Origin of the sequence: Candidatus Sulfotelmatobacter sp., assembly GCA_035504415.1 — a bacterium.
GTDB lineage: Bacteria > Vulcanimicrobiota > Vulcanimicrobiia > Vulcanimicrobiales > Vulcanimicrobiaceae > Vulcanimicrobium.
Genome location: DATJRY010000003.1, coordinates 79,480 through 101,479, shown reverse-complemented (window position 1 = coordinate 101,479; position 22,000 = coordinate 79,480). Strand labels below are relative to the sequence as shown.

Sequence of the window (22,000 nt, the reverse complement as noted above, 5' to 3'; positions counted from 1 at the left end):
TAGGGCGGCCGCGCACAACGCGAGGGTGCGGGCGCGATGAGTCATGGGGCGCGAACCGAGCGGCCAGACACACAACGCCTTCGTGCTCCGGAATCACGGAGATGTCGGGAACTGATACGTCGCAACGTTGCCCACCGCGTTGTCCAGGTCGGCGGGCTGTACCTCACCCGCGTATGGATCATGGTACAAAGTGCCATCCGGGCCGAAATAATAGTACGCCCCGGACCCGTCCGGCGCCCAGTAGCCGACGCCTCCGTTCTGGAGCGTGAACGCCGTCCAATCGAGACCGCCGTAGTCTTCGGCAGGCGCTGGCAATGACGGGCTGTACGGAGGGAAATCATACGTCGCGACGTTGCCGACGGCATTTCCTTGGTCGCCGGAATGCACCGCATCCGGATAGGGATCGAGATACAACGTTCCATCGGGTCCATAATAGTAATAATCGCCAGCCCCGTTCGGAGCCCAATATCCTGTCGATCCATCCGGCAGCATGAACGCCGTCCACTCGAGTCCTCCGTACGTCGGCTCCGGTGCCGGCTGGACCGCTTCCTCCAACATCTGAATCTCCCCAACCGCCTGCCCCGCATCTGCGTGGAGCGTCACATAGGTTCCTGAGAGCGTCCCGCCTACGACGGACTCGTTCGCAATATCGTGTTGGAACGCAAGTTGACCGTCTCCAGTGTCCCCGTACTCGCCATAGAGCTGTTGCGCTAGGTTCGCAATTTCGGAATTCGACGAGGAAAGATTCGCCTTCACCCAGTCCTCGATGTACTGGAGCATCGGAAGGCCGCCTAGCAACGACTGCACCGGGTCTGTTGTCGGGTCATAAGCGGGTCCGTATGCGGTGGACGCATCCCCCTGAAGCTCGCCGATGTACTCTGTGTACCGCGCTGTATCGTACTTGTCGGGCATCTCCGCAGGATTGTCGTGACTACCGCCAAGTACGAGCACTATCAAGGCCACGCCCACCGCAATAGGCAAGAACGTGCTGCTCACCGCCGCAAGTTCAGCAGGGGACGCCCCGAGACCAGTGCCATCCAAGAACGGTATCAGGCCATCCTGCGCGATCTCCGCAATCATTGGTGCAGCGGCCAACAGCATCCCTTCGGTCTCGGTCCCCGCCAGGATTGCACCGTTAACGCCTCCCTCTTCGTAAGCAGCGTAGAGGCCTGGGAGCCCACTCAGAAATTGCAGCGCCTGCCCATAATTTTGGACTGCCTGCTCAATGGGAACGCCGTTGAGCGTCTCCGGGAGAATGCCGGCCTGTACTGCGACCTGGGCCAAATCGAATCCGCCCGAGAGAATGTTCAGCAGGCCCCCTTTCTTGATCTGCTCGACCCCCGCGACAAGCTTGGACAGCGTCTCCAAGTCATCTGCCGCCGTCGAAAATGCGCCCCCGAGACCGCTTCCCAGAATGAGATTCCGTAGATATGGACTAGCCAGTAGCGCTTGTACTGGGTTGGTCGTTATCGTCTTGATGGTCGTAGTGAGACCAGCGAACGAAATACCGCTGGAAGTCGGAAATTTCTGGTTCCAGCCGGGCGCCCACTGAATGAACGGCGCGGCGATACCATCCTCGTAGTCCCAGCTGTCAAGTGCGACCGTAGCTCCAGCCACCGGAATAGGAAGGTATTGCCACGTATTCTCTACATCATTATTGAATGTAACCTCCAAGCCGTGAGTGTTGCACCCTGCTACGGTCAGAAGCGTCGATGTCCCTGAATTGCTGTTGAACGTGGTCGAGCCATTGGGAAGCTTATCGTAGTTCAGCTGCCCATTATATCTCAACATCTCATTGACCATGTCGATGGCCATCTGCTTCAGCGTCTTCTGCTGCTGCCCCATCGGGGCAAGGGGCGGCGCCAAATTCAGAGGCACGATGACGTCCCTATCGTCATACGGCGTGCTTGCAGTTTGTAAGTCCCCGTTGAACGCACCGTAGAGCTTCCCAGTCTGTGGATCCAGATAGAACCCCAGGGTGAAAGTCTCAGTATTTCCGGACTGATCGACACTAGAGATCTGAATCCACGTATGAAGCGAAGCCGTATCAATCCGAGAGGTCCCGCTAACCGAGCCGTACGAGGCTGAGTCATCCCCAAATATCCAATGGGCGCACAGCTGAATCTGGAGGTTCGAACCGTTGAGAACTGAGAGAACCTGCGAATAGTCTCCCGATACGAAGGTCGCGTTGGTTACGAGGACCGTCGTCGCGACCGTCGGCGCCTGATTGGGTGGGTTCCACACCGAAATAGGTTCCGTCGGCACTGTACCGCCGACGCCAGAGTACTGCGAAATCGACTGTTGTAGTGCAACCGGATCAAAACTCTCGATTTGCGAACTTGACAGCGCGAACGTCTGGTCATTGGAGAGCGCGTTTATCTGCGTCAAACCGAATGAACCGATCTGTGCGAACGAAAGACTCTGAATCTGCGCCGCACTTAGTGCGTTGATAAAGTCACCGGACAGGCCGCCAATCTGGTTTGCTGTCAATGCTTCAATTTGTGGCGTCGACAAAGCGGCAATCTGATCTGCATTGAGCGCATTTAATAAGCCGGCCGAGAGCCCCGCGATTTGACTTGTCGTGAACGCCTCGAGCTGGTCATCGTTCAAGCTGCCAAATTGGCCCGGTAGAAGCGCGTTGATCTGAGCGATCGAGAGACTACTCAACTGATGGGACGTCAGTCCCCCGAGCTGGTCTGCCGTCAGCGCGATGAGCTGACTTGACGTCAAGCATTCGACTTGCTGGATCGATAGAGCTGCGATGTTCGCGGCTCCTTGAGCGCCAAGCGCTACGTTCTGAGAGAGCTGGCCAAGCACCGAGTTCACGGCGGCTGAAACGTCGCCTTGTGAGTCGCTTAGCTGCGCTATAGCAGCGGCGGCGGCACTATACGCCGGCGCAGCCTGGGCGCCGAGTGACGCCGCAGCACTCGTACTCAAATCAGAAACGGGATTGAAAGAGGGCGCCTCTGTCTGACTGAGTACTGACGCAACCTCAACCGGAGTCGCACCGCCGAGCTGCCTGGCGACTTGAATTGCAGCACCGGCTGAGAGGAATGCGAGCGTCGTCGGGTCGACCGAGACGCCAGTTGAGAGCACAAGACCTGCGGTTAACGCCGCCACGGCGTTAGCACCGTCGAGGCCCGCCACGCCGCTGGCTCCGCGGAACGTCGGCCCGTCCGCATTGCCGTAGGCTATGGCATTCGCGATCCCATTGAGGAGCTGATACTGCTCGGCCGACGCGGTTCCGGACGCAATGGCGTCCAATACCTGCTGCAACGCTTCACCGAACTGAGCACTCGAAGCGCCATCTGTGTACTGTGCGGCGAGAGCTTCGAGTGCGGAATACGCTCCATTGGCCACGGAGCTCTGCCCCGGCGACCCCGACGTAGTGTATGAATACGCGCCGATCGGGTTACCGACGCCCGCATTCCAGCTACCGTCATTCTGCAACTGTAGGACATCGCCGCTCGAATCGATTCCGATTACGGATCCTGACGCGTCGACCTCGACCGATGCTAGGATCTGCGAATCAGCATTCCATCCGGTACTAGTCAGCTCGGAGACGTTCCCGCCAGCAGTATTTTGCTGCCCGATAATAAGTACGCTTCCGCCGCTTCCGGCAGCAATGCTCGTCGCGCTCGCGCCTGCCAAAATCCAGGAGCCGCTTACCTCATGGTAGACATTTCCATCTTCCCCGATGCTCCAGAGCGAACCGTCCGAAGCGACGGCGATCTGTGATGCAGAGAGCGACAGATCGCTCCACTTTCCATTGTTCCATTCGTAGATGTTCCCGCCGGCCGTATTTGCGGAACCTACCGCATAGACGGCGCCATCGGGCCCAGCGGCGATGTTACTCGCAGAGAGCCCCTGGTCGACCCATTGGTCGACGACGTAACGCTCGACCTCGCCAGCGGAGGTGACTCCCCATATGGATCCGTCCGGCCCTGCGAGCACCTGCGACCAGGTACCTTGCAACTGCACCCAACTCTCGCCGTTCCAAAGTTGGGCTGCGCCGGCACCTCCGCCGCCGACGCTCCCGGCCGTAGCCAGTGCGACCGCAACTGTTCCGCTCGTCGAAAGCTGCGAGACGTTGCCACTGATTGATGCCAAGGGCGCCATTGTCGCCGCCGCGACCGGAGCGGAAGCCCAGGCTTGGACATCGCCTCCGATCGAAAGGCCCGACGCCGCTGCATTGCTTATTGCGGCAATAGATGACTGAGACAAAGCTGCGAGCTGGTGCGCCGTCAACCCGTTTACCTGCGCTGCATCGAACAATCCCCACGCTTGCGGATTGAGCGCCGCCAACTGCTGTGGGGCCAATGACGCGAGCTGTGCGCGCGTGAGTGTCGCTGCCTGCTGCGCGCTGAACGTCTCGAGTGTCTTCGTCGAGAGGTTCGCCAAATCTGAGGTCGAGATGGTCGAAAGCGACGAAACTGCCCCTAATTGTCCCGAGCCGAAGCCATTGAGCACCGTACTTCCGAGCCAGCCGATTTGATCGGCGCCGAGGCCGGCGATCTGCGTCGGTGTGAGCCAAGAAAGCTGCGTACTCGTGAAACGATCGATTTGCGAGCCCCAGAAGAACGCGATCTGTTGTGGGGTTATCGCCTGAAACTGTGCCTGGTCGAGACTCTGGAGGTCGTCATCGTTTGCTGCGACCAGCTGGAGCGGCGCGAGTTGAGAGATGGCCGTTGGGGAGAGCGACGAGATCGCACCCGGTGGCTCCTGCGGTGTATCCGCCGGCGTGACGGTCAGCAATTGCAAGTTCGTGAGCGATATCGAGGACGATGCCCCGTCCGGAGCGATGCCGGTGATCGTCAAGACGTGCGATCCGGCTGTGCCGACGAAGGCCGCGGTCGCGAACTCTTGCCAGTCCGAGGTCCCGTACGGGTTCACATCGCCGTTCGAACCGGTCGAGAAGACGCCGAGAGCCTGGCCGTCCAACGTCACTTCGATCGTCTGTGGCGCCGCGGACTGGTATCCGAGATCTTGGCTCGGCTGATCGCTCCCTTGGGCCAGCTCGTCGAATATAGACGTCATCGCTGAGAATGACAGGGCATACCACTGGCCTGAGGTGAGACCGCTGATCGTCTGGGAAACGCTTCCGTTCGACCCGATGACGGCAGCACCACTCGTGCCGGGCGGCGCGAACACGGTCGAGTCACCCGGATCCGACAGCACGCCGGTGTTGCCCAACAATGAGGCCGACGATCCGGTGTTGGTGAACGTCTGCACGCCGTTCGCCGGCGCCGTGGTCAAGCCGGCGACGGTATAGGTTTCGGGCGGCGGATTCTCCGCCGGCGCATCGTTGTACGCCGCTTGGTAGAGCTGGTAGGCTTGATCATACGACATCGCGGTTCCCAGGCTCGAGCTCACGACGCCCTGACCGTTGGTGGAATTCTCGAAGTCCCATTCGCCGGTTTGTACGTCGTAGCCGATTTGGAACGTCGGGTCGTTCGGATCCGCCGCGTAGTACCAACCCGGCTGATCGTTCGTGACACCCGTCAGACCCGTGAATGGCGTGCCCGTGATTTGCGCGACCGGAGCGACGGCCTGGATGACCGTGAACGACCACCCGGGAACCGCGTTTTCCATTCCCCCAGTGTTGCCGTTGTCCTGATCTTCGATCGAGCCCCAATTGAAGATTCCGGCGAGCGCGGTCCCTGCGGCGCTCAGTTCGGTTGACGTGAATTGGCCGCTCGCATCGAGCTGGTCGTAGACGTACGAAATCGCGTCGTACTCGCTCTCGCCGCCCGAACCATAGCCCGGAACGGTCGAGATCCAACTCCGAAACGCCGCGTCGATGACCGGATACATCGCGGACGCGATGGGCAGATCCGACCCAGCCGGCGGCGACCACGCTGGCCAACCCACCGGCGGTGTCGCTGCCGAAAGGGTACCTCCGCCGCTCGTGGTGGCGGTGAAGTCCCCGTCCGCGACAAGAGCGCTGCTCGCGAGTGCCAGCGTCTGCGAGCCCCCGGTGTCGTCGACGATGACAAAGCTAGGCTGGGACGGCCCCGATTCGTCGCCCGCGACGAGCGCACCGCCTTCTGTCGCGGAATCGCCGCCGTTCACCGAACCGCTCTCGCCCATGTCCTCGAGCTCGTAGCCGAGCGTCGCGAGCGGAACGACCAGTGCGGCAGCTTGGGAGGGCAGCAGGCTGTTCAGCTGGGTCAGCGACAACGACTGGAGCTGAATCGGCAGGAACTCGGCAAGTTGAGCGTTGCTCAGCGCTTGCAGTTGAGGACCCGTCAACGAGGCTACTTCCGACGGTGTGAGCGCTTGCAGCTGGACGGCGGTAAAGTTGCTCAACTCGGTCGGCGTCAGATCGACGACAGCCGCATCGTCGGGGTCCGTCGCGAGGTCCGCATCGGTCTTGAGGTCTGCGACTTGCCCTGGGGTCAAGGCCGCGAGCTGCTCCAGCGTGAGGGACTGGATCTGCAATGCACTCAACGCACGGATGATGCGCGGCTGAAGGTCAGCGAGAACCTCAGGATCGAGCGATTGAATCTGCGCGCCGCCGAGAGCCTCGACTTGCGATGTACTCAGACCGTTGAGTTGCGCCGCCGAAAGGACTTGCGTCTGCGCTACCGAGAGCGCGGCCAGTGCACTCCCCTGTACGTTCGCCAAGTTTTCCGCGTCGATCGCTCCGACCTGATCGGCCGAGAGCGACGCCGCCTGTTCCGCGCTGAGCGCAGCAAATTGCGCGGCTGGCAGGTCGTTGATGTTCGAGCCCGTAAGCTGTGACAGCTGCGCGCTGCTGAGCGCCGCCGTCTGCGTTTCGTCGAGCGAACGCAACGCCGTCGTGGAAAGCGACGAGAGCTCGCCGATGCTCGCGACCTCGAGCGCCGAAAGCGCCTGGAGTTGCGCGCTGCTGATCACAGACAGCTGGTCGCCCGAGAGGGCCGCAATGTTGTCCTCGCCGAGGGCCGCCAGCTGAATGGCGCTAAGCGCGGCCACGGCACTCGGGTCGATCGCGGCAACCTGCTGGTCATTCAGCGTTGACAGCGTCGCGGTATCGAGGGAGGAGATGTTGCTACCGAGGGCCGCAACTTGCTCGGGCGCCAGGGCCTCCAGCTGCTGCGCATCGATCGCGCCGACCTGGGCCGAGGATAAACCCTGGAGCTGCGCGTTCGTAAGCGCCGCGACGTCCGACGTCGAGAGCGACGCGATGACGTTCGGTGAGAACTCTTGGTCGACGACGGCGCCTGTTTCGGCCAACGCGGTCGGCGCCAACGATGAAAGCACGGAGACGCCGATTTCGCCGACCTGGGGTTCGCTGAGGCTTCCGACCTCGGCCGTCGTGAGAGCCGGGGCCTGTTGCGTGGTGAGAGATCCGAGCTGGTCGGCGTCGAGAGAGGCGAACGTGTCGGGTGCCATTGCGGCGAGCGCGGCGCCGCTGAAGCCTGCGATATCGGCCGCGGCGAGGCTGTCGACGACGCCTTCGGAAATCGCCGCAACCTGGGTCGGGCTCAGCTCGGTGAGTTGGTTGCTCGTGAAGCCGCTGAACTGCATGGTCGAGAGCTCGGCGATTTGCGCCGTCGTCAGACCAATGATCGCGTTGGACGTAAGCGACGAAAGGTCGGCTGCCGACAGTGCTGCGACCTGGGGCGCCTCGAATTGTGCGAGCTGCTCTCCGCTGAAGCTCGCGACCTGCCCCGTCGTGAACTCGGCGAGCGTCGTCGGCGCGAGTTCCGCCACCTGCTCGTCGGTAAGCGCCGGAAACGCCTCGAAATCGATGCCGGGTACCTGCGTCGCCAGGAAACTGTTGAGCTGGCTCCCGCTCAACGACGTCAGCTGCGTTCCGGTCAGGCTTCCAATTTGATCGTACGTCAGCACCTGTAACTGCGTCTCGGTCAGATCGGCGACTTGCTGTGCTGACAGAGCTTCGACGGTCGAGTCATCGAGCTGCGAGACCACGGTGGGATCGATCGCCTGCAGCTGAGCCGCGCCGAGGCTCTGCAGGTCCGCGACCGGTAACGCGTCAAGCTGCGGCTCGCTCATGGCGCCGATTTGCGCAGCGGTGAGCGCGTCGGCCTGTAACACCGTGACGCCACCGAGTTGCGCCGGAGAGAGCGCGGCGATGACCGACGGATCCAGGCTCGCGATCGCATCAGGATCCAGGGCTCCGACCTGGTCGGGCGTCAAGAGATCGACCTGACCCGCCGTGAGCTCCGAGACCTGACTGCCCGTGAGGGAGCCCAGGACACTGTCGGTCAGCGCTCCGAGCTGAACGTCGGAAACGGCCGCGAACTGATTCGCGGTAGTGCCCGAATATTGGCTGGCCGTGAGCGTCGACAATACCGGCGAGCTCAGCGCGGCAAACGCCTCCGCCGAGAGCGCGCCGATCTGGTCGGGCCCAAGGTCGTCGACCTGCGCCGGCGTGAGCAGCGCTGTCTGCTCCGGGCTGAGGGCGCTCCAATCTGCGTCACCCATCAGGCCGAGTTGAAGGTCGGAGAGCGCCTGTAACTGGTCATCGGTCAGCGCTGCGGCCTGGTCGGGACGCAAGCTCTCGACATCCGGCAACGTGAATGCGGCGACTTGCGCGGGGGTGAACTCTTGCAGCGTGCTGTCGGCGATTTCGCCAATGACCGACGACTGGATGTTGGCGACTTGCTGCGGCGTGAGCTCGTCGATGAACCTCGCCCCGACCTCATCGAGTTGCGACGCGGAGGGGCCACCGACGTAGCCGTTTCCGCGCTGGAACGTCCCCTCCAACTGGGCGGCCGTCAGCGATTGGACCTGATCGGGAGAAAGCGCTTGGAGCTGCGCCGTCGTCATCCCGGCGATCGTCATCGTGTCGAACGAGGCTATTTGCTCGTCGCCGAGGGACTGCATCGCCGCAATCGTGATGCCGCTGACGGCTGACTCACTGATCATGCTGACCTGCTGGTCGCTAAACGACTGCAGCTGCGCCGGCGAAAACGCGCTCATCTGGTCCGCCGAAAGGTCCTGAACCGCGGTTTCGCTCAAGACGGCAATCTGCGCGAGCGAAAGTGCGGACAAAGCCGCGGCAGTCAACGCATCGACAGCGGCGTCACTGAACGAGCCAATCTGTTCCGGCGAGAAGGCCGATATCTGTTGAGCGGTGATACCCGCGGCACCGTCCGGCGTGATCGCCCCGACCTGCACGTCCGACAAGGCCTGAATCTGCTCGGCGGTCAGCCCGCTCATCTGTTGCGCCGTGAGCGCACCGAGCACGCCGGGGTCGAACGCCGCGATCGCCGTCGGGTCGAGCGCCCCGATCTGATTGGGTGCGAGCAGATCCACCTGGCCGTCCCCGATGACGGACGCTTGATCCGCCGTGATCGCGGCGAGCTGGCCGCCCGAGAGTGCGGCCAACTGCGTGTCGGAGAGCGCCTCGATCTGTGCCTGCGTCAGCACGGCGATCTGCGCCTCGGTTAGACCGCTCAGCTGCGCCGGAGTCAGCGAGGCGATCACGCTTGGAGCGAGCGCTGCGATCGCCGCCAGAGTGAACGACCCGATCTGGTCGCCCGAGAGCAGGTCGACTTGCGACGGCGTGAGGACGGCCGCCTGATTCGCAGTGATCGCGCCGATTTGGCTATCCGAGAGCGCGGCCAACTGTGCGTCCGTGACTGCGCCGAATTGCGCAGTCGTCAGCGAGGCGATTTGCACGCCACTGAGCGCCTGAAGTTGGGCCGCCGTGAGGCCCGGAATCGCGGTCGGCGTGATCGCTTGAAGTTGAGGCGGCGTCCAAGAAGCGATCTCGTCAGCGTCGAGGCCTGCAATTTGCGTACCGTCGAGCACGCCGATTTGCGCGCCCCACAATGCATCCAGGTCGGTGATTCCCAATATCTCGAGCTGGTGCGCCGAAAGCGCCGCGAGCTGCTGCTGCGTCAAAGCGGCAACCTGCGATGGCGATAAGGCCTCTAATGCAGAATCGCTGATAGCCGCGAGGGTACCGGGTTGGAAGGCTGCAACCTGTGCAGGAGACAGCGCTTGTACGTCGGCCGCTGAGACTCCAACGCCGGCCGATGCTGACAGCGCTGCTAGCTGCGCCCCGCCGAGCGCGGCAAGCTGCTGGGGTGACGCTGCAGCTAGCTGCGTTGCCCCGAACCCGCTCAGCGCAATGGCAGTGAAGCCCGCAAATTGAACTGTCGAAAGAGCCTGTATCTCCGAAGCGCTTAGCGCGCCCGCCTGCGCAGTTGTGAAGGCACCGATCTGCGCCACACTGAATGCAGCAAACTGCGAGCCGTCAAGACCGCCGAGGCTCGTCGGGTTGACTGCGGCCAATTGCGCGTTAGACCAGGCGGTCATCGTGCTGGTCGGAAGCAGGCGGAGATGTCCTTCGTCAATCGCGGAGACATCCCACGTCGGAAGCGCCTCGATCTCCGCGGTCGTCAAGCCGTAAGATCCCGCTTCTAACCATTCATTGACGGCAGCTGGCGATATGTTTCCCGCTGCCTCCGAGGGTGTGATGTCGAAGAAGGTCTCCGCAGCGAGGACCGGAGTAATGGATCCGCCGGCGCCCAATGCCGAAAGCAGTGTTGGAAGAACGTTAGCCAGGTCGATCTTCTCATAGTCGGGATTCGCACCGACGGTCAGGGGACCGATTGCGCTCATCTGATCGGTGGAGAGCGGCTGCCCTGTATCGGAGGCGACGACATCACCCGACACCAAAGCGCCGGCAATAGCGGTGAAAAGCCAGTCGTTGATCGGCTCGCTCGTATTGATCTCGTATTCGCCCGGATTTTCCGTCGCCTGAAGCGCCTGAAGGTCGTCGCTACTCAGGCCAGCGATTTGCGCCGCCGTCAACTCGTCTGCTGTTCCGTAGGGTAAGTAGGCGAGTAAGCCCCCAATACCGGCCAGTTGCGCAGCAGTCAGCTTTGTAGGATCGATCGAGCCGAGTTGCCAGATGTCCAACTCCTGCATCTGGTCGGGGGCGAGATTTGCCATCGCAGCTGAGGTAAGAACCTCGACCTGATCGGGATCGAGAGCCTGCACGTCGGCCTGGGTTAGTGCCGCCTGTGGCGCATACAGCAAGAATTCGGGCGTTAACACCTCGACCTGATCGGGACTCAACGCCGCTAATTGTGCGCTCGTGATCGAGAGGGTCGTCGGACTCGAAGCGGCATTATCTATCAGGGAGGCCGGCGGAACCCAGACCGCCGACCACGCTGCCAACTGGCGCGGGTCAACCTCCGCGAGAACGCTCGGCGCGATGCCGGCCAGGCTCCTCGTCGCCGCAAGCTGCGCAGCGGTCAACGCGTTGAGGTCGGCGGCGGTGAATGCACCCCACTGAGCTGCACTGAATTGCGAAAACGCTTCACTGGGCAGCGCTGCAACTTGCGTGGGAGTAAGGCTCGCGAGCTGACCCGCTGTGAGCTCCGCGGCATAAGTCATGCTGGAGAGCTGCTCCGTCGTCAAGAGCGCGAGCTGTCCATTGCTAAAACCCGGCAGTCCCACGACCAGCTCGCCCATCTGAGCCGGGCTGATCGTCTCGACGAGTTGGTTCGAAAGCCCGGCGATGTCTTGCGCGGTCAGGCCGTAGAATGCGGATGGCGTAATCGCTTCGAATTGCGCCGTGGAGAACGCCGCAACTTGGCTCGGCGAAAGATATACGACCTGCTGCGTTGTGAGATCGCTGACCAGCCCGGGCGAAAGCGCCTGAATCGCAGCCGTGCTCAAACCCTGGATGTTCGCGCCGAAACCGGACAGCTGGCTCGCGGTCAGACTTGCGGCTTGGGTGGCGCTGAAGCCCGAGACCGCCGACTCCGTCAAGTACGAGATCTGCGTTGCGCTTAGGCCAGAAAGCTGCGTTGTCCCAAGGACCGACATCTGTGCTGCCGACAGGCTCTCGACTTGCTGCTTCGTGAACGCTCCGATTTGGGCCACAGAGAGCACGGCGAGTTGGCCGCCCGAAAGCGCCCCGACTTGAGCAGCGGTCAGCAGCGCGGTCTGCGTGGTGCTCAGCGCTCCAATTTGCGTGGGGTTCAGGCCGGCAATGGTCGCGGTAGAGATACCCTGGATCGACGCGTAGTACGTATCGAACGCGTTGAGCTGTGACGACGAAAGCGCATTGAGGTCGTTCGCGCTGAGCGCGGCAACTTGATAGGGGGAAAGCTCGCCGATCTGGGTCACTGTGAAGGACGCGACCTGGCTCGACGAGAGCGCCTCGAGCTGCGCTTGGCTTAAAAACTCGGAGGTGGTGGTCGATTCGTCGTTGCCGACTGCAGTTGCAGGCAACGCCGCAATTTGCGTGCTGGAGAACGCTTGCAGCTGAGCCATCGTCAGGCCTTGGATGTTGGTCGCGGTCACGCCCGCGAGTTGCGAGGTCGTGAACGCCCCGACGACGGCGGTCGAGAGCGCGCTGAGCTGAGCCTGCGACAGAGCCGTAATCTGGGTCGACGAGAGGTTCGCAGTTTGCGACACCATCAGTCCCGCGAGCTGCGTCGTGGTGAGGGCTGCGACTTGGCTTGTCGTCAGGGCAGCGATTTGCGCGGCCGAAAAGGCCCCCAACTGCGCGCTCGAGAGCGCACTGACCTGTGCTGTACTGAGCGCCGCCACTTCGTTCGCGCTCAAGGCCGCGAACTGCGACGCGTTCACGCCTGCAAGGGTCGCTGTCGAAATACCTTGGATCGACTTGTCCGCGACGTTGAGACTGTTGAGCTGGGTGGGCGAAAACGCGTTGATCTGCTGCGCGGTCAACGCCGAGACCTGATATTGCGAAAGCTCGTCCACTTGCCCCGAGGTGAGGCCCGCAATCTGCGTTGGCGTAAGCGCAGCGAGCTGCGTCGCGGTGAAGAAACTCGTCGCGATTGACGTCGACGCGCCGTTTCCGACCGTCGTCGTCGCAAACGCGCCGATTTGCGCGGCCGAGAGGCCGGCTAGGTCGGCTATTGACAGGCCTTGGACGTTGGCCGCGCTGATACCGGCGATCTGCGCCGTCGTTAAGGAGGCAACCTGGGGGGCTGAAAGACCCGCGATTTGCGCGGGCGTGAAGCCGCTGATTTGCCCAGCGGTGAGCGCGCCGAGTTGGGTTGAACCCAGCTCGCTGAGCTGGGTCGGCGTCAGCGCATCTACCTGTGCCGCCGTGAGCCCGTTGATCTGGGCCGCCGAGAGCGCGTTTAGCTGTGAAGCGGTCAGCGAGGCAACCTGCGTCGCCGTCAAGGCGTTAAGCTCGTTCGCACTAAGCGCCCCGATCTGACTGGCGTTCACGTTCGCGAGGGTCGACGAAATAATACCGTCGATCGACTTGTCGGTAAGGTTAAACGCGTCGAGCTGCGCGGCCGTGAGCGCGTCGAGTTGGGTCGCGCCGAGCGCCGACACCTGATATTGCGAGAGCATGCCGACCTGCGCGATCGTCAAAGCGGCCACTTGCGCAGTAGAGAGCGCATCGAGCTGCGTCGCCGAGAGATAGCTCGTCGACGTCGCGATCGATGTTCCGTCGCCGACCGCTGTCGAGACGAACGCCGCGACTTGCGTCGTCGAAAGCGCTTGCACGTCCGCGGCGCTGAGGCCCTGAATGTTGGCAGCGGTAAAACCGGCGATCTGCGTCGTCGTCAGATTTGCAACCTGGGCTGCAGAGAATCCAGCGAGCTGTGCCTGCGAGAACGTACCGATCTGGGCCGCCGTCAAGCCGCCGATCTGCGACGCCGTCAACTCGCCCAACTGTGTCGCGGTTAGCGCGGCAGCTTGCGTCGTCGTAAAGGCCCCGACTTGCGCCGCCGTGAGAGCACTGAGCTGCGAACTCGAGAGCGCCGCTACCTGCGCCGTGCTGAGCGCGGCGATTTCTCCCGCACTAAGCGCACCGATCTGCGACGCGTTGACACCGGCAAGTGTTCCAACCGAGATGCCTTGGATCGCTTTGTTGGTTGTGCTCAGCGCGTTGAGTTGTGCGGCCGTGAACGCGTTTACGTCGGCCGTGCTCAACGTGCCAACTTGATACTGCGAGAGTTCGCCGATTTGCGCCGCGGTCAGCGAAGCGATCTGGGCAGTCGACAGTGCTTCCAACTGAGTCGCCGAAAGATAGCTAGTCGACCCGGACGTCGACGTTCCGTTACCGACCGCGGACGCCGCGATCGCTGAGACCTGCGTCGTGGACAACGCCTGCAAATCGAAGGCGGTCAGTCCTTGCACGTTGGCCGCCGTGAACCCCGCGATTTGGGTCGTGGTCATTCCACCGATCTGCGCGGAAGAAAATCCGCCGATCTGTCCTTGCGAGAGGACGCTGATTTGCGCGGCCGTCAAGCCGGCAATCTGCGTCGCAGACAGTTCACCGAGTTGGGTCGCGGTACATGCGGCGACTTGTGTCGTTGTGAAAGCGCCGACCTGCGCAGCCGACAACGCCCCGACCTGCGGAATCGTAAGCGCCGCGACTTGCGCCGTGCTCAGGAGAGCCGTCTGCGTCGTGTTTAGCGCACCGATCTGCGACGCGCTCACGTTCGCCAGCGTCGTCGTCGCAATGCCTTGGATCGACTTGTTGGTCGTGTTGAACGCGTTGAGCTGCGCAGAGGATAGGGCGTTCAGGTCGCTCGCGCTCAACATGCTGACCTGGTACGGCGAGAGCTCGCCGACTTGCGCGGTCGTCAGCGCTTCGAGTTGCGCGGTGGAAAGTGAGTCGAGCTGGGTGCCCGACAAGTAGCTCGTCGACGTCGACGTCGAGGCCCCGTTACCGACTGCACCAGTCGCGAATGCGGCAACTTGCGCGGGTGAAAGCGGCTCGATGTCGGCAGCCGATAAGCCCTGGATGTTCGCGGCCGTGAAGCCCGCGATCTGGGTCGTCGTCAGTCCAGCGGCTTGCGTCGACGAGAAACCGCCGATCTGGGCTTGAGATAGGGCGCCGATCTGAGCGGCCGTCAGGCCCCCGATCTGCGACGGCGTCAGCTCGCCGAGCTCGGTTGCAGTGAGCGCCGCGATTTGCGTCGTCGTGAAAGCGCCGACCTGCGCGGCCGACAACGCCCCGACCTGCGGACTCGTCAGCGCTGCGATTTGCGCCGTGCTCAAGAGAGAGGTCTGCGTAGTATTCAGCGCACCGATCTGCGACGCGTTCACGTTCGCCAGCGTCGTCGTCGCGATGCCTTGGATTGACTTGTTGGTCGTGTTGAATGCGTTGAGCTGCGCAGCGGAGAGGGAGTTAAGATCGGTTGCGCTCAGCGCGCTGACCTGGTACTGCGAAAGCTCCGCGATCTGTGCGGTCGTCATCGCTTCCAGTTGCGCCGTTGAGAACGCCTGGAGCTGTGTCCCTGACAAGTAGCTCGTCGATGACGACGTCGAGGCGCCGTTCCCGACTGCTCCAGTTGTGAACGCGGCAACCTGCGCGGTCGAAAGGGCCTCAATGTCAGCGACAGTGAGGCCCTGGATGTTCGCGGCTGTGACGCCTGCGATCTGGGTCGTCGTCAGTCCAGCAACCTGCGTGGCGGAGAGTCCACCGATTTGCGGCTGCGAGAACGCACCGATCTGGGCCGCCGTCAGCCCCCCGATCTGCGTGGCGGTCAGCTCGCCCAGCTCACCCGTGGTGAGCGACGCGACCTGCGTCGTCGTGAAGGCCCCAATTTGGGCGGCCGAGAGCGCGCCGACCTGAGGAGCGGAGAGTGCCGCTACTTGCGCAGCGCTCAGCAAAGCGGTCTGCGTCGTGTTCAGTGCGCCGATTTGCGAGGCATTCACGCCAGCGAGCGTCGTCGTCGCGATGCCTTGGATCGACTTGTTCGTCGTGTTGAACGCGTTAAGCTGCGCGGCGGACAGCGAGTCGAGGTCAGTCGCGCTCAGCGTGCTGACTTGGTACGGCGATAGCTCGCCGATTTGCGCCGTCGTCGTGGCGCTCAATTGTGCGGTGGAGAGCGCCTCGAGCTGCGGTCCTGACAAGTAGCTCGTCGACGAGGACGTCGAGGCACCGTTCCCGACCGCTCCGGCCGTGAACGCGGCAACCTGCGCCGTCGAAAGGACCTCGATGTCCGCGACCGTGAGTCCCTGGATGTTCGCGGCGACGAAGCCGGCAATCTGCGTCGTGGTGAGGCCGCCGACCTGAGTCGCCGACAGCGAGCCAACCTGTGCCTGAGTCAGGGCACCTATCTGTGTAGCCGTAAGCGCAGCGAGCTGCGGAGTAGAGAGGGCCGCGACCTGGGTCGTGCTCAGCGCAGCCGTCTCCGTCGCATTGAGGAGGCCGATCTGCGAGGCGTTGACACCCGCCAGCGTCGTCGTCGAGATGCCCTGAATTGACTTCCCGGTCGTGTTGAACGAGTTGAGCTGCGCTGAGCTGAGCGCGTTGATGTCAGCGGCGCTCAATCCTCCAATTTGCGAGAGACTGAGTGCGCTGATCTGCCCGGTCGCGAAGCCAGCGACTTGCGGCGCCGAGAGATAACCGAGCTGAGTCGCGCTGAAGTCCGACACCTGCGACGTCGTGAAGTAACTCATCTGCGTTGCGCTGAGCTCGGAGAGCTGCGTCTGCGTGAGCGACCCGATATCGGCGGCGGTCATGGCCTGGATCTGCGCCTGCGTCCACGTCGACGGATCGCCTGAGGGCACCGTATCGGGCGAGATCTCACCGCCGAGAGCAAGCGTCCCCTTCGAGGTATAGAGCCCGGTATCGTCGCTCGAGCTCCCCGCGTAGGAGTCGGTCGTCCCGGTTGTGCTCGACGTCGACGAGGCTGCCGCGGCGGTGGCTACCGACGCAGCGCCTTGGCTCGACGTGTCTGAGGTGCCGCCGCCGTTGCCGGCGACGAGCAATGCGGAACCAGGCGTCGTCGTGACGCCGCTGACACCCAGACTCATTTTTGTACCCTTCCCGTGGGTAACCAGCGCGCGCCGATCGTCCGTGGCCCGTCCGTTGGTGGGGCGCTGTGCGCGCAACTTTTGTCACGTGCGCGTCAAGATTCCTGGGAATTTGACCCTATCAGTACTGCTAGCAAACGAAAGCGCCCCGCGACGATCATCGCGGGGCGCTCAGGTTTGCCGAACCGCAGCTCAGCGCGAAGGACTAGCCACCGGGGATCAGGTTGACGGCGGTCTGGATGTCTTGGCTCGCCACGGTGATCGACTTCGAGTTCGCCTGGTAGGCGTTCTGCGCCGCGATCATCTTGGTGAACTCACCGGCCAGGTCGACGTTCGACTCCTCGAGATCACCCGAGTTGATCGCGCCGAACTGCCCGCTGTTCGCCACGCCGACCTGCGGCAGACCCGAGTTCGCCGTCTCCTTGTACTGCGAGGACCCGATTTGCTCGAGACCTTCCTCGTTCTGGAACGTCGCCAGCGCGACCTGAGCGAGCGTTTTGCTCTGCCCGTTGGTGAACGCGCCGGTGACGGTACCGTCCTGCCCGATCGTGATGTTCTCGAGCGTTCCGGCCGCGTACCCGTTCTGCGCCAGCGTGGTCACGCTGTTCGCGGTCGCGAGCGAGGTCAGGTCCGACCAGCCCAGGCCGATCGGCCCGGTCGTCGCCGCGGTAGCGCTCGTCGACGAGCCGGAGGTCGGAGCCGTGGCGTTGTCGCCGATGCCCCACGACTCGATGTTGAGCTGATCGCCGTTGGCGAGCGTCGTTGCGTTGCCGGCCTCGTGCACGCTACCGTTTCCGGTCGTGAGTGCTCCGCCCGGAGGCACGCCGACATCTCCGATCGTCGCAGAGGAGTTGATGTATTGCCCGTTCTGATCGAAGTACACATAGCCGACGACTCCGGACGACGCGACGCCGTACGTCGGCGCCGCAACGTTGCCAGCCCCGTCGGTAGCGCCCGGATTCGTGATGTTATCGAACGTTGTACCGTCGGCGAAGGAAACGCTCACCTGCCAGGCAGTCGACGGGGTGACCGGCTGACCGTCCACGTTGTCGACGTCCGAAGGCAGGTTGGTTTCCTCGGCCGTCGTCGCGATCGGCGCGGTATCGCCCGCGTCGGACGAGCCAAAGTTGCCCAGCGTGATCACGACACCGTCGAGCGTCACCTGCTGCCCGGACGCGCCGGTCACCTTGTTCCCGTTGCCGTCTGTGATGCTCGCGGACGTTCCGCCGGCGTTCACCGTGACCGACAAGTTGCCGGTGTACGTCGAGTCCGTGCCGGAAACCGCACTGATCAGCGTCTGCGCGAGCGTCGCCTGCGTCGTGATGTCGGCATTTCCAGCGGTTACGCCGGTTGCTACGGTCACGGTCCCGGTCTTCGTCGCGTCCGAAGAGTCGAAATCGCCGAGTTTGATCGTCACGCCGTCGAGGTTCGCGCTTCCGTTCGGGACGACGTTCACCGTATTCGTCCCATCAGAAACCGCCGCCGACGTGCCCGTTGCGTTCACCGTGACGGTGATCGGACCGGTGAACGTCGGGTCGGCGCCGCTGACGGACTGAATCAGGTTCAGGTTCGGATTGTTCGCCGCTGGCGGGTTCGGGATCTGCGCTGTGCCGGCGACCGCCCCGATCACGTACGGCGTATAGGTGAGCGTCGCGGTGTGGGCGTTCCCCAGCGAGTCGTACAAGGTCGTCGTCACGGTCTCGTCTTGGGCGCTGGTCGGGCCCGTCTGACTCGTGAGATACGTTTGCAGAGCGCTCTGCCAGTTCGTTTGAGAGAGGTTGCCCGTGTAGGTCGAGTCGTAGACCTCGTCACCCGACGGCCCGAGCTTCTGCGCGCCCGTCGTGCCGGTGCCGACCGCCTGTTCCGAGAGGCCGAGCGGTATGGTGACGTTGCCCGGCTGCTGGCCGCTGTTGACGACGCCGTCGTCGTTGGCCGTCCAGCCCTGCACCGCCAGACCCGAGGACGGATCGTAGAGCAGGCCGTTCTCGTTGAGCTGGAAGTCGCCGTTGCGCGTATAGACCGGCGCGTTCGTGCCGCCCGAGGAGAGGATGAAGAACCCGTCGCCGTTGATGGCGAGGTTCGTGTTGACGCCCGTCGTCTCCATCCCGCCTTCGGAGAAGTCGGTGTCGATCGAGCCGACCTTCACGCCCAAGCCGTAGTACTGGCCGTTGACGCCGCCGTTGGTGTTGGTGGGCGCCGAAGCGTACTGCTGGGCCTGGTAGAGCAGGTCTTCGAAGTTGACGTTCTGCGACTTATAGCCAGTCGTGCTGACGTTCGCGATATTGTTCGAGATGACGTCGAGCTGGTTCTGGTACGCTTCCAGACCGGAGACGCCGACGAACAACGAGTCGAATCCCATTGTTCTAGTTGACCTTTCGTGTCATCGAGTCACGAAGCGTCGTTCGGTCCGCTTCGTGCGGGAGCCCCACGATGTGGTCCACCCCCGGCAGGTTGTATTGGGTCGGCCGCATCACTCGATGATGGCGGCGGAGTCGATGTTGGTGAAGACGTTGTCCTTCATGCTCTGCTGGTCGACGGCGGTGATGACGGTGCGATTGGTGATCGAGACGACCATCGCGACGTCGTGCAGCATGAACAGGGACTGCTTGGCACCCTTGGCGGCCGCTTTGTCGGCCATCGCGCTCATCTTCGCCATGTCGTCGGAGGTGAGCTGGATGTTGCGCGACGCGAGCCGCGCTTGCGCGTGAGCCGAGAGCTTGAGCGGTGCCGAGGTGGTCGGCGTGCTCGTCGTGCGCAGGACGTCGCGGAAGGTGGACCCGCCGGAGGTCGGCGGGATCTGCACCGGAACGCCTTGCGGGCGGACGGGCTGGATCGGCGGCAGTTGCACGCCGTCGATCTTCGAGTCGGCCATCTTAGCTGCCCGATCCGCTCCCGGAGCTGCCCGAGCTCGACGGCGCCGCGCCGATGCTCAAGATGCCCGTCGTCGGGATGAGGAGCGTGTTGCCGTTCGCGTCCGTCAGTAGCTGACCGTTGGTACCCGCGAGGGTGAACTCGGGGGTGCCGTTGACGACCGAGATCGTCTGGATCGTGCCGCTGACCGTCTGCGTGTTCCCGTTCGCGTCGGTGTACTGCGCCGAGACCTGTTGACCGATGAGACCGGCCGACTGCATCACGGAGAAGTTGGACTGGAACGTCTGGAACTGCGAGGCGAGCTGCGTTTGCGACTGCAGGGCCGAGAACTGCGCCAGCTCCGCGACGGACTGTGTGTTGTCCATCGGGTTGAGCGGATCTTGGTTCTGCAGCTGCGTGGTGAGCAGCGTGAGGAACTCGCTCTCCGAGATGGCGCTGTTCGCCGTGCTCGTCGAGGAGTTCGCCGTGGACGACGTACCGTTGTTGATCACTTGACTGATCGAGCTGGACATCGTGCCCTTCCTAGGCGAGGTAGTTGAGTGCTCCCAGCGGCGTGGAGGCGGTGTAGATCGGCGGACCGATCTGCGCACCCAGCTGCGAGGAGTCGTCGGCATCGGCGTCGTCGTTGCCGCTCACCGCGCCGACGCGACGCGTCGACGAGGTGCGCGAGCGGGACTGCGCATCCGAGCCTTGGGAGTCGTTACCCGTCGTGCCGCTACCGGTGCCCAGTCCGACGGTGAAGCTCTGGAGCTTCAACCCGGAATCGGCGAGCGTACGCGCGAGCTGTGCCTGACCACCCTGCAGCGCGGACTGCGCGGCGGGCGTCGAGGCGGTGATCGAGGCGTCGACCGAGCCGCCCGTCACCGTGAGCTTGACGCTCACGTCGCCGAGCGAATCGGGGACCAGCCGCAGCCGCACCGTCGACGAACCGTCGGAGGTACGGAGCGACACCCCTTGGAGGACTTGCTCGACGATGGCGTTCGCATCGACTTGCTGCGTTTGCGGCAAGGTCGCGGCGGGTGCCGGCGGCGCGATCGCGGTCGCGTCGTGCGTGGTCGAGCCCGCGAGCCCGCCGGCCGCTTCCAGGGAGGCGAAGCCGGTGCTGGTGGTGGGGATGATCGCCGGCGACGCGGACGGGTTGGCGTCCTTGCTGCCGGAGGTCGCATCGGTGCGCGCGAGCGCGGCACCGAACGCTTGGGTGAACGCCTCGACCGTCTTCGCCGCCGCCGATGCGGCCGCGTCGACGCTCGCCGTCGTCGCGACGGTCGCGTTGGTCGCGGTCGTCGTCGCGGTGACCGGCGCCGCGCTCGTCGCCGGGGCGGCGGGCGCGGTCGTGGTCGAGGTCGAGGTGTTGGCGGCCGTCTGCACCGCCGCGGTCGTGGCCGGCGCCGCGAGCGTCGCACGCGCGAGGATACGACCGACGGTCGTCTCGCCGCCGGTCGCGACCAGCGTTGCCGGATCGGCCGCTACCGAGCGCCCGTCGCCGGCGCTGCCGGTGAGGTCCGGCGCCGGCGCGATCGGGTTGGCCGCGACCGGGCGCTGCGGGTCCCAGCCGCCCTTCACCGGCGGCGTGGACGCCGTCGGTGCGCTCGGTGACGTCCCGCCGCTCGCGCTCGTCGCGCCGACCGGGGCCGTGGTGACGGGGCGAACGGGGAAGACCGTCGCCGGCGCGCCGTCGCCCGTGGGGGCGATCGGTGCGGCGGTGACCGGGCGCGTGACGAGCGACGACGTCGCCGCTTGCGCGGTCGTCGACGGAGACGCGGATCCCGCGAGCGCTGCGAGCGCATCGCGGAGGATGCTGTCGGGAGTGGGGGCCGGTGTTGCTCCCGCCTGTTCGGCGTCCGAGCTCTTTCCTGCGATCAATCGGATCGGTTGCCCCGGGTCTCCGTTCGTCACCCTCGTCGCGAGCTCGGCTAGTTGCCGGAACCTCGTTACGAGGGCTGACGCCCTCTCGACATTGGTTTGTGGTGGACCCGTGTTCGCGGCGCTCATCGCCGCATCGAACGCGCTCGTCAACTTCGCTTTGGCCGCGTCGGTCGAGATACCGAGCGCGGATGCAACCGAAGATGCCAGCGAGCTCGCGAGTTTCGTCGCGACGTCGGCCGGCGCGGTACCCGCGTCGAGGAGCTGCTCGATCTGTTGCTGCAGCTCGGCGTCGATCGAGGTCGCGGCGGTCGTCGCGGTGGACGCCGTCGTGCTCGAAGACGTCGAAGCGGACGTGCCGCTCTTGGCGGACGTCAGCGCGAAGATCGAGCCGTCGAGCTGAGTCTTGAAGGTGGGGTCGTCGCCCAGCGCTTTGCTTGAAGCGGCGGCGTGCGTCCCCACGGTCTGACCCGCCCCGGCGAGGGTGGGAACTGTGGCTGCGTTCAGGGTGTCACCTCCCTTCTTGGAAGGTCGGATA

At 63.8% G+C, this 22,000-nt stretch carries 6 protein-coding genes; 1 reads left to right on the top strand and 5 read right to left on the bottom strand.

Going from position 1 to position 22,000, the window contains the following annotated elements; all coding sequences use genetic code 11:
* Positions 1–93: 93 nt before the first annotated feature.
* From VMD91_00665 to VMD91_00645, 5 genes are all read right to left on the bottom strand, one after another.
* A complete protein-coding gene (locus tag VMD91_00665; GenBank protein ID HTW82558.1) occupies positions 94–16,728 on the bottom strand; it encodes a hypothetical protein in 16,635 nt (5,544 codons plus the stop codon).
* A 205-nt stretch (positions 16,729–16,933) separates the two neighbouring features.
* Positions 16,934–19,087 (bottom strand): flagellar hook-basal body complex protein, encoded by a 2,154-nt coding sequence (locus VMD91_00660; protein ID HTW82557.1) that lies wholly within the window; start codon positions 19,085–19,087, stop codon positions 16,934–16,936.
* Between the two features lie 111 nt (positions 19,088–19,198).
* On the bottom strand, positions 19,199–19,600 hold the full coding sequence (locus VMD91_00655; protein ID HTW82556.1) for a TIGR02530 family flagellar biosynthesis protein: 402 nt from the start codon (positions 19,598–19,600) through the stop codon (positions 19,199–19,201).
* 1 nt (position 19,601) lies between these two features.
* On the bottom strand, positions 19,602–20,111 hold the full coding sequence (locus VMD91_00650) for a flagellar hook capping FlgD N-terminal domain-containing protein (protein ID HTW82555.1): 510 nt from the start codon (positions 20,109–20,111) through the stop codon (positions 19,602–19,604).
* A 10-nt stretch (positions 20,112–20,121) separates the two neighbouring features.
* Positions 20,122–21,162 carry a flagellar hook-length control protein FliK gene (locus VMD91_00645; protein HTW82554.1) on the bottom strand — a complete coding sequence of 347 codons (1,041 nt, stop codon included), beginning with the start codon at positions 21,160–21,162 and terminating at the stop codon, positions 20,122–20,124.
* 7 nt (positions 21,163–21,169) lie between these two features.
* On the opposite strand from VMD91_00645, the gene VMD91_00640 reads away from it, so the two are divergent.
* Positions 21,170–21,865, top strand: a complete 696-nt coding sequence (locus VMD91_00640; protein ID HTW82553.1) for a hypothetical protein — start codon at positions 21,170–21,172, stop codon at positions 21,863–21,865.
* Positions 21,866–22,000 lie beyond the last annotated feature (135 nt).

Bases quoted from the DNA above. Each gene is read 5' to 3' on its own strand.
- VMD91_00650 (HTW82555.1), bottom strand. From the start codon at position 20,111: ATGTCCAGCTCGATCAGTCAAGTGATCAACAACGGTACGTCGTCCACG.
- VMD91_00655 (HTW82556.1), bottom strand. From the start codon at position 19,600: ATGGCCGACTCGAAGATCGACGGCGTGCAACTGCCGCCGATCCAGCCC.
- VMD91_00660 (HTW82557.1), bottom strand. From the start codon at position 19,087: ATGGGATTCGACTCGTTGTTCGTCGGCGTCTCCGGTCTGGAAGCGTAC.
- VMD91_00665 (HTW82558.1), bottom strand. From the start codon at position 16,728: ATGAGTCTGGGTGTCAGCGGCGTCACGACGACGCCTGGTTCCGCATTG.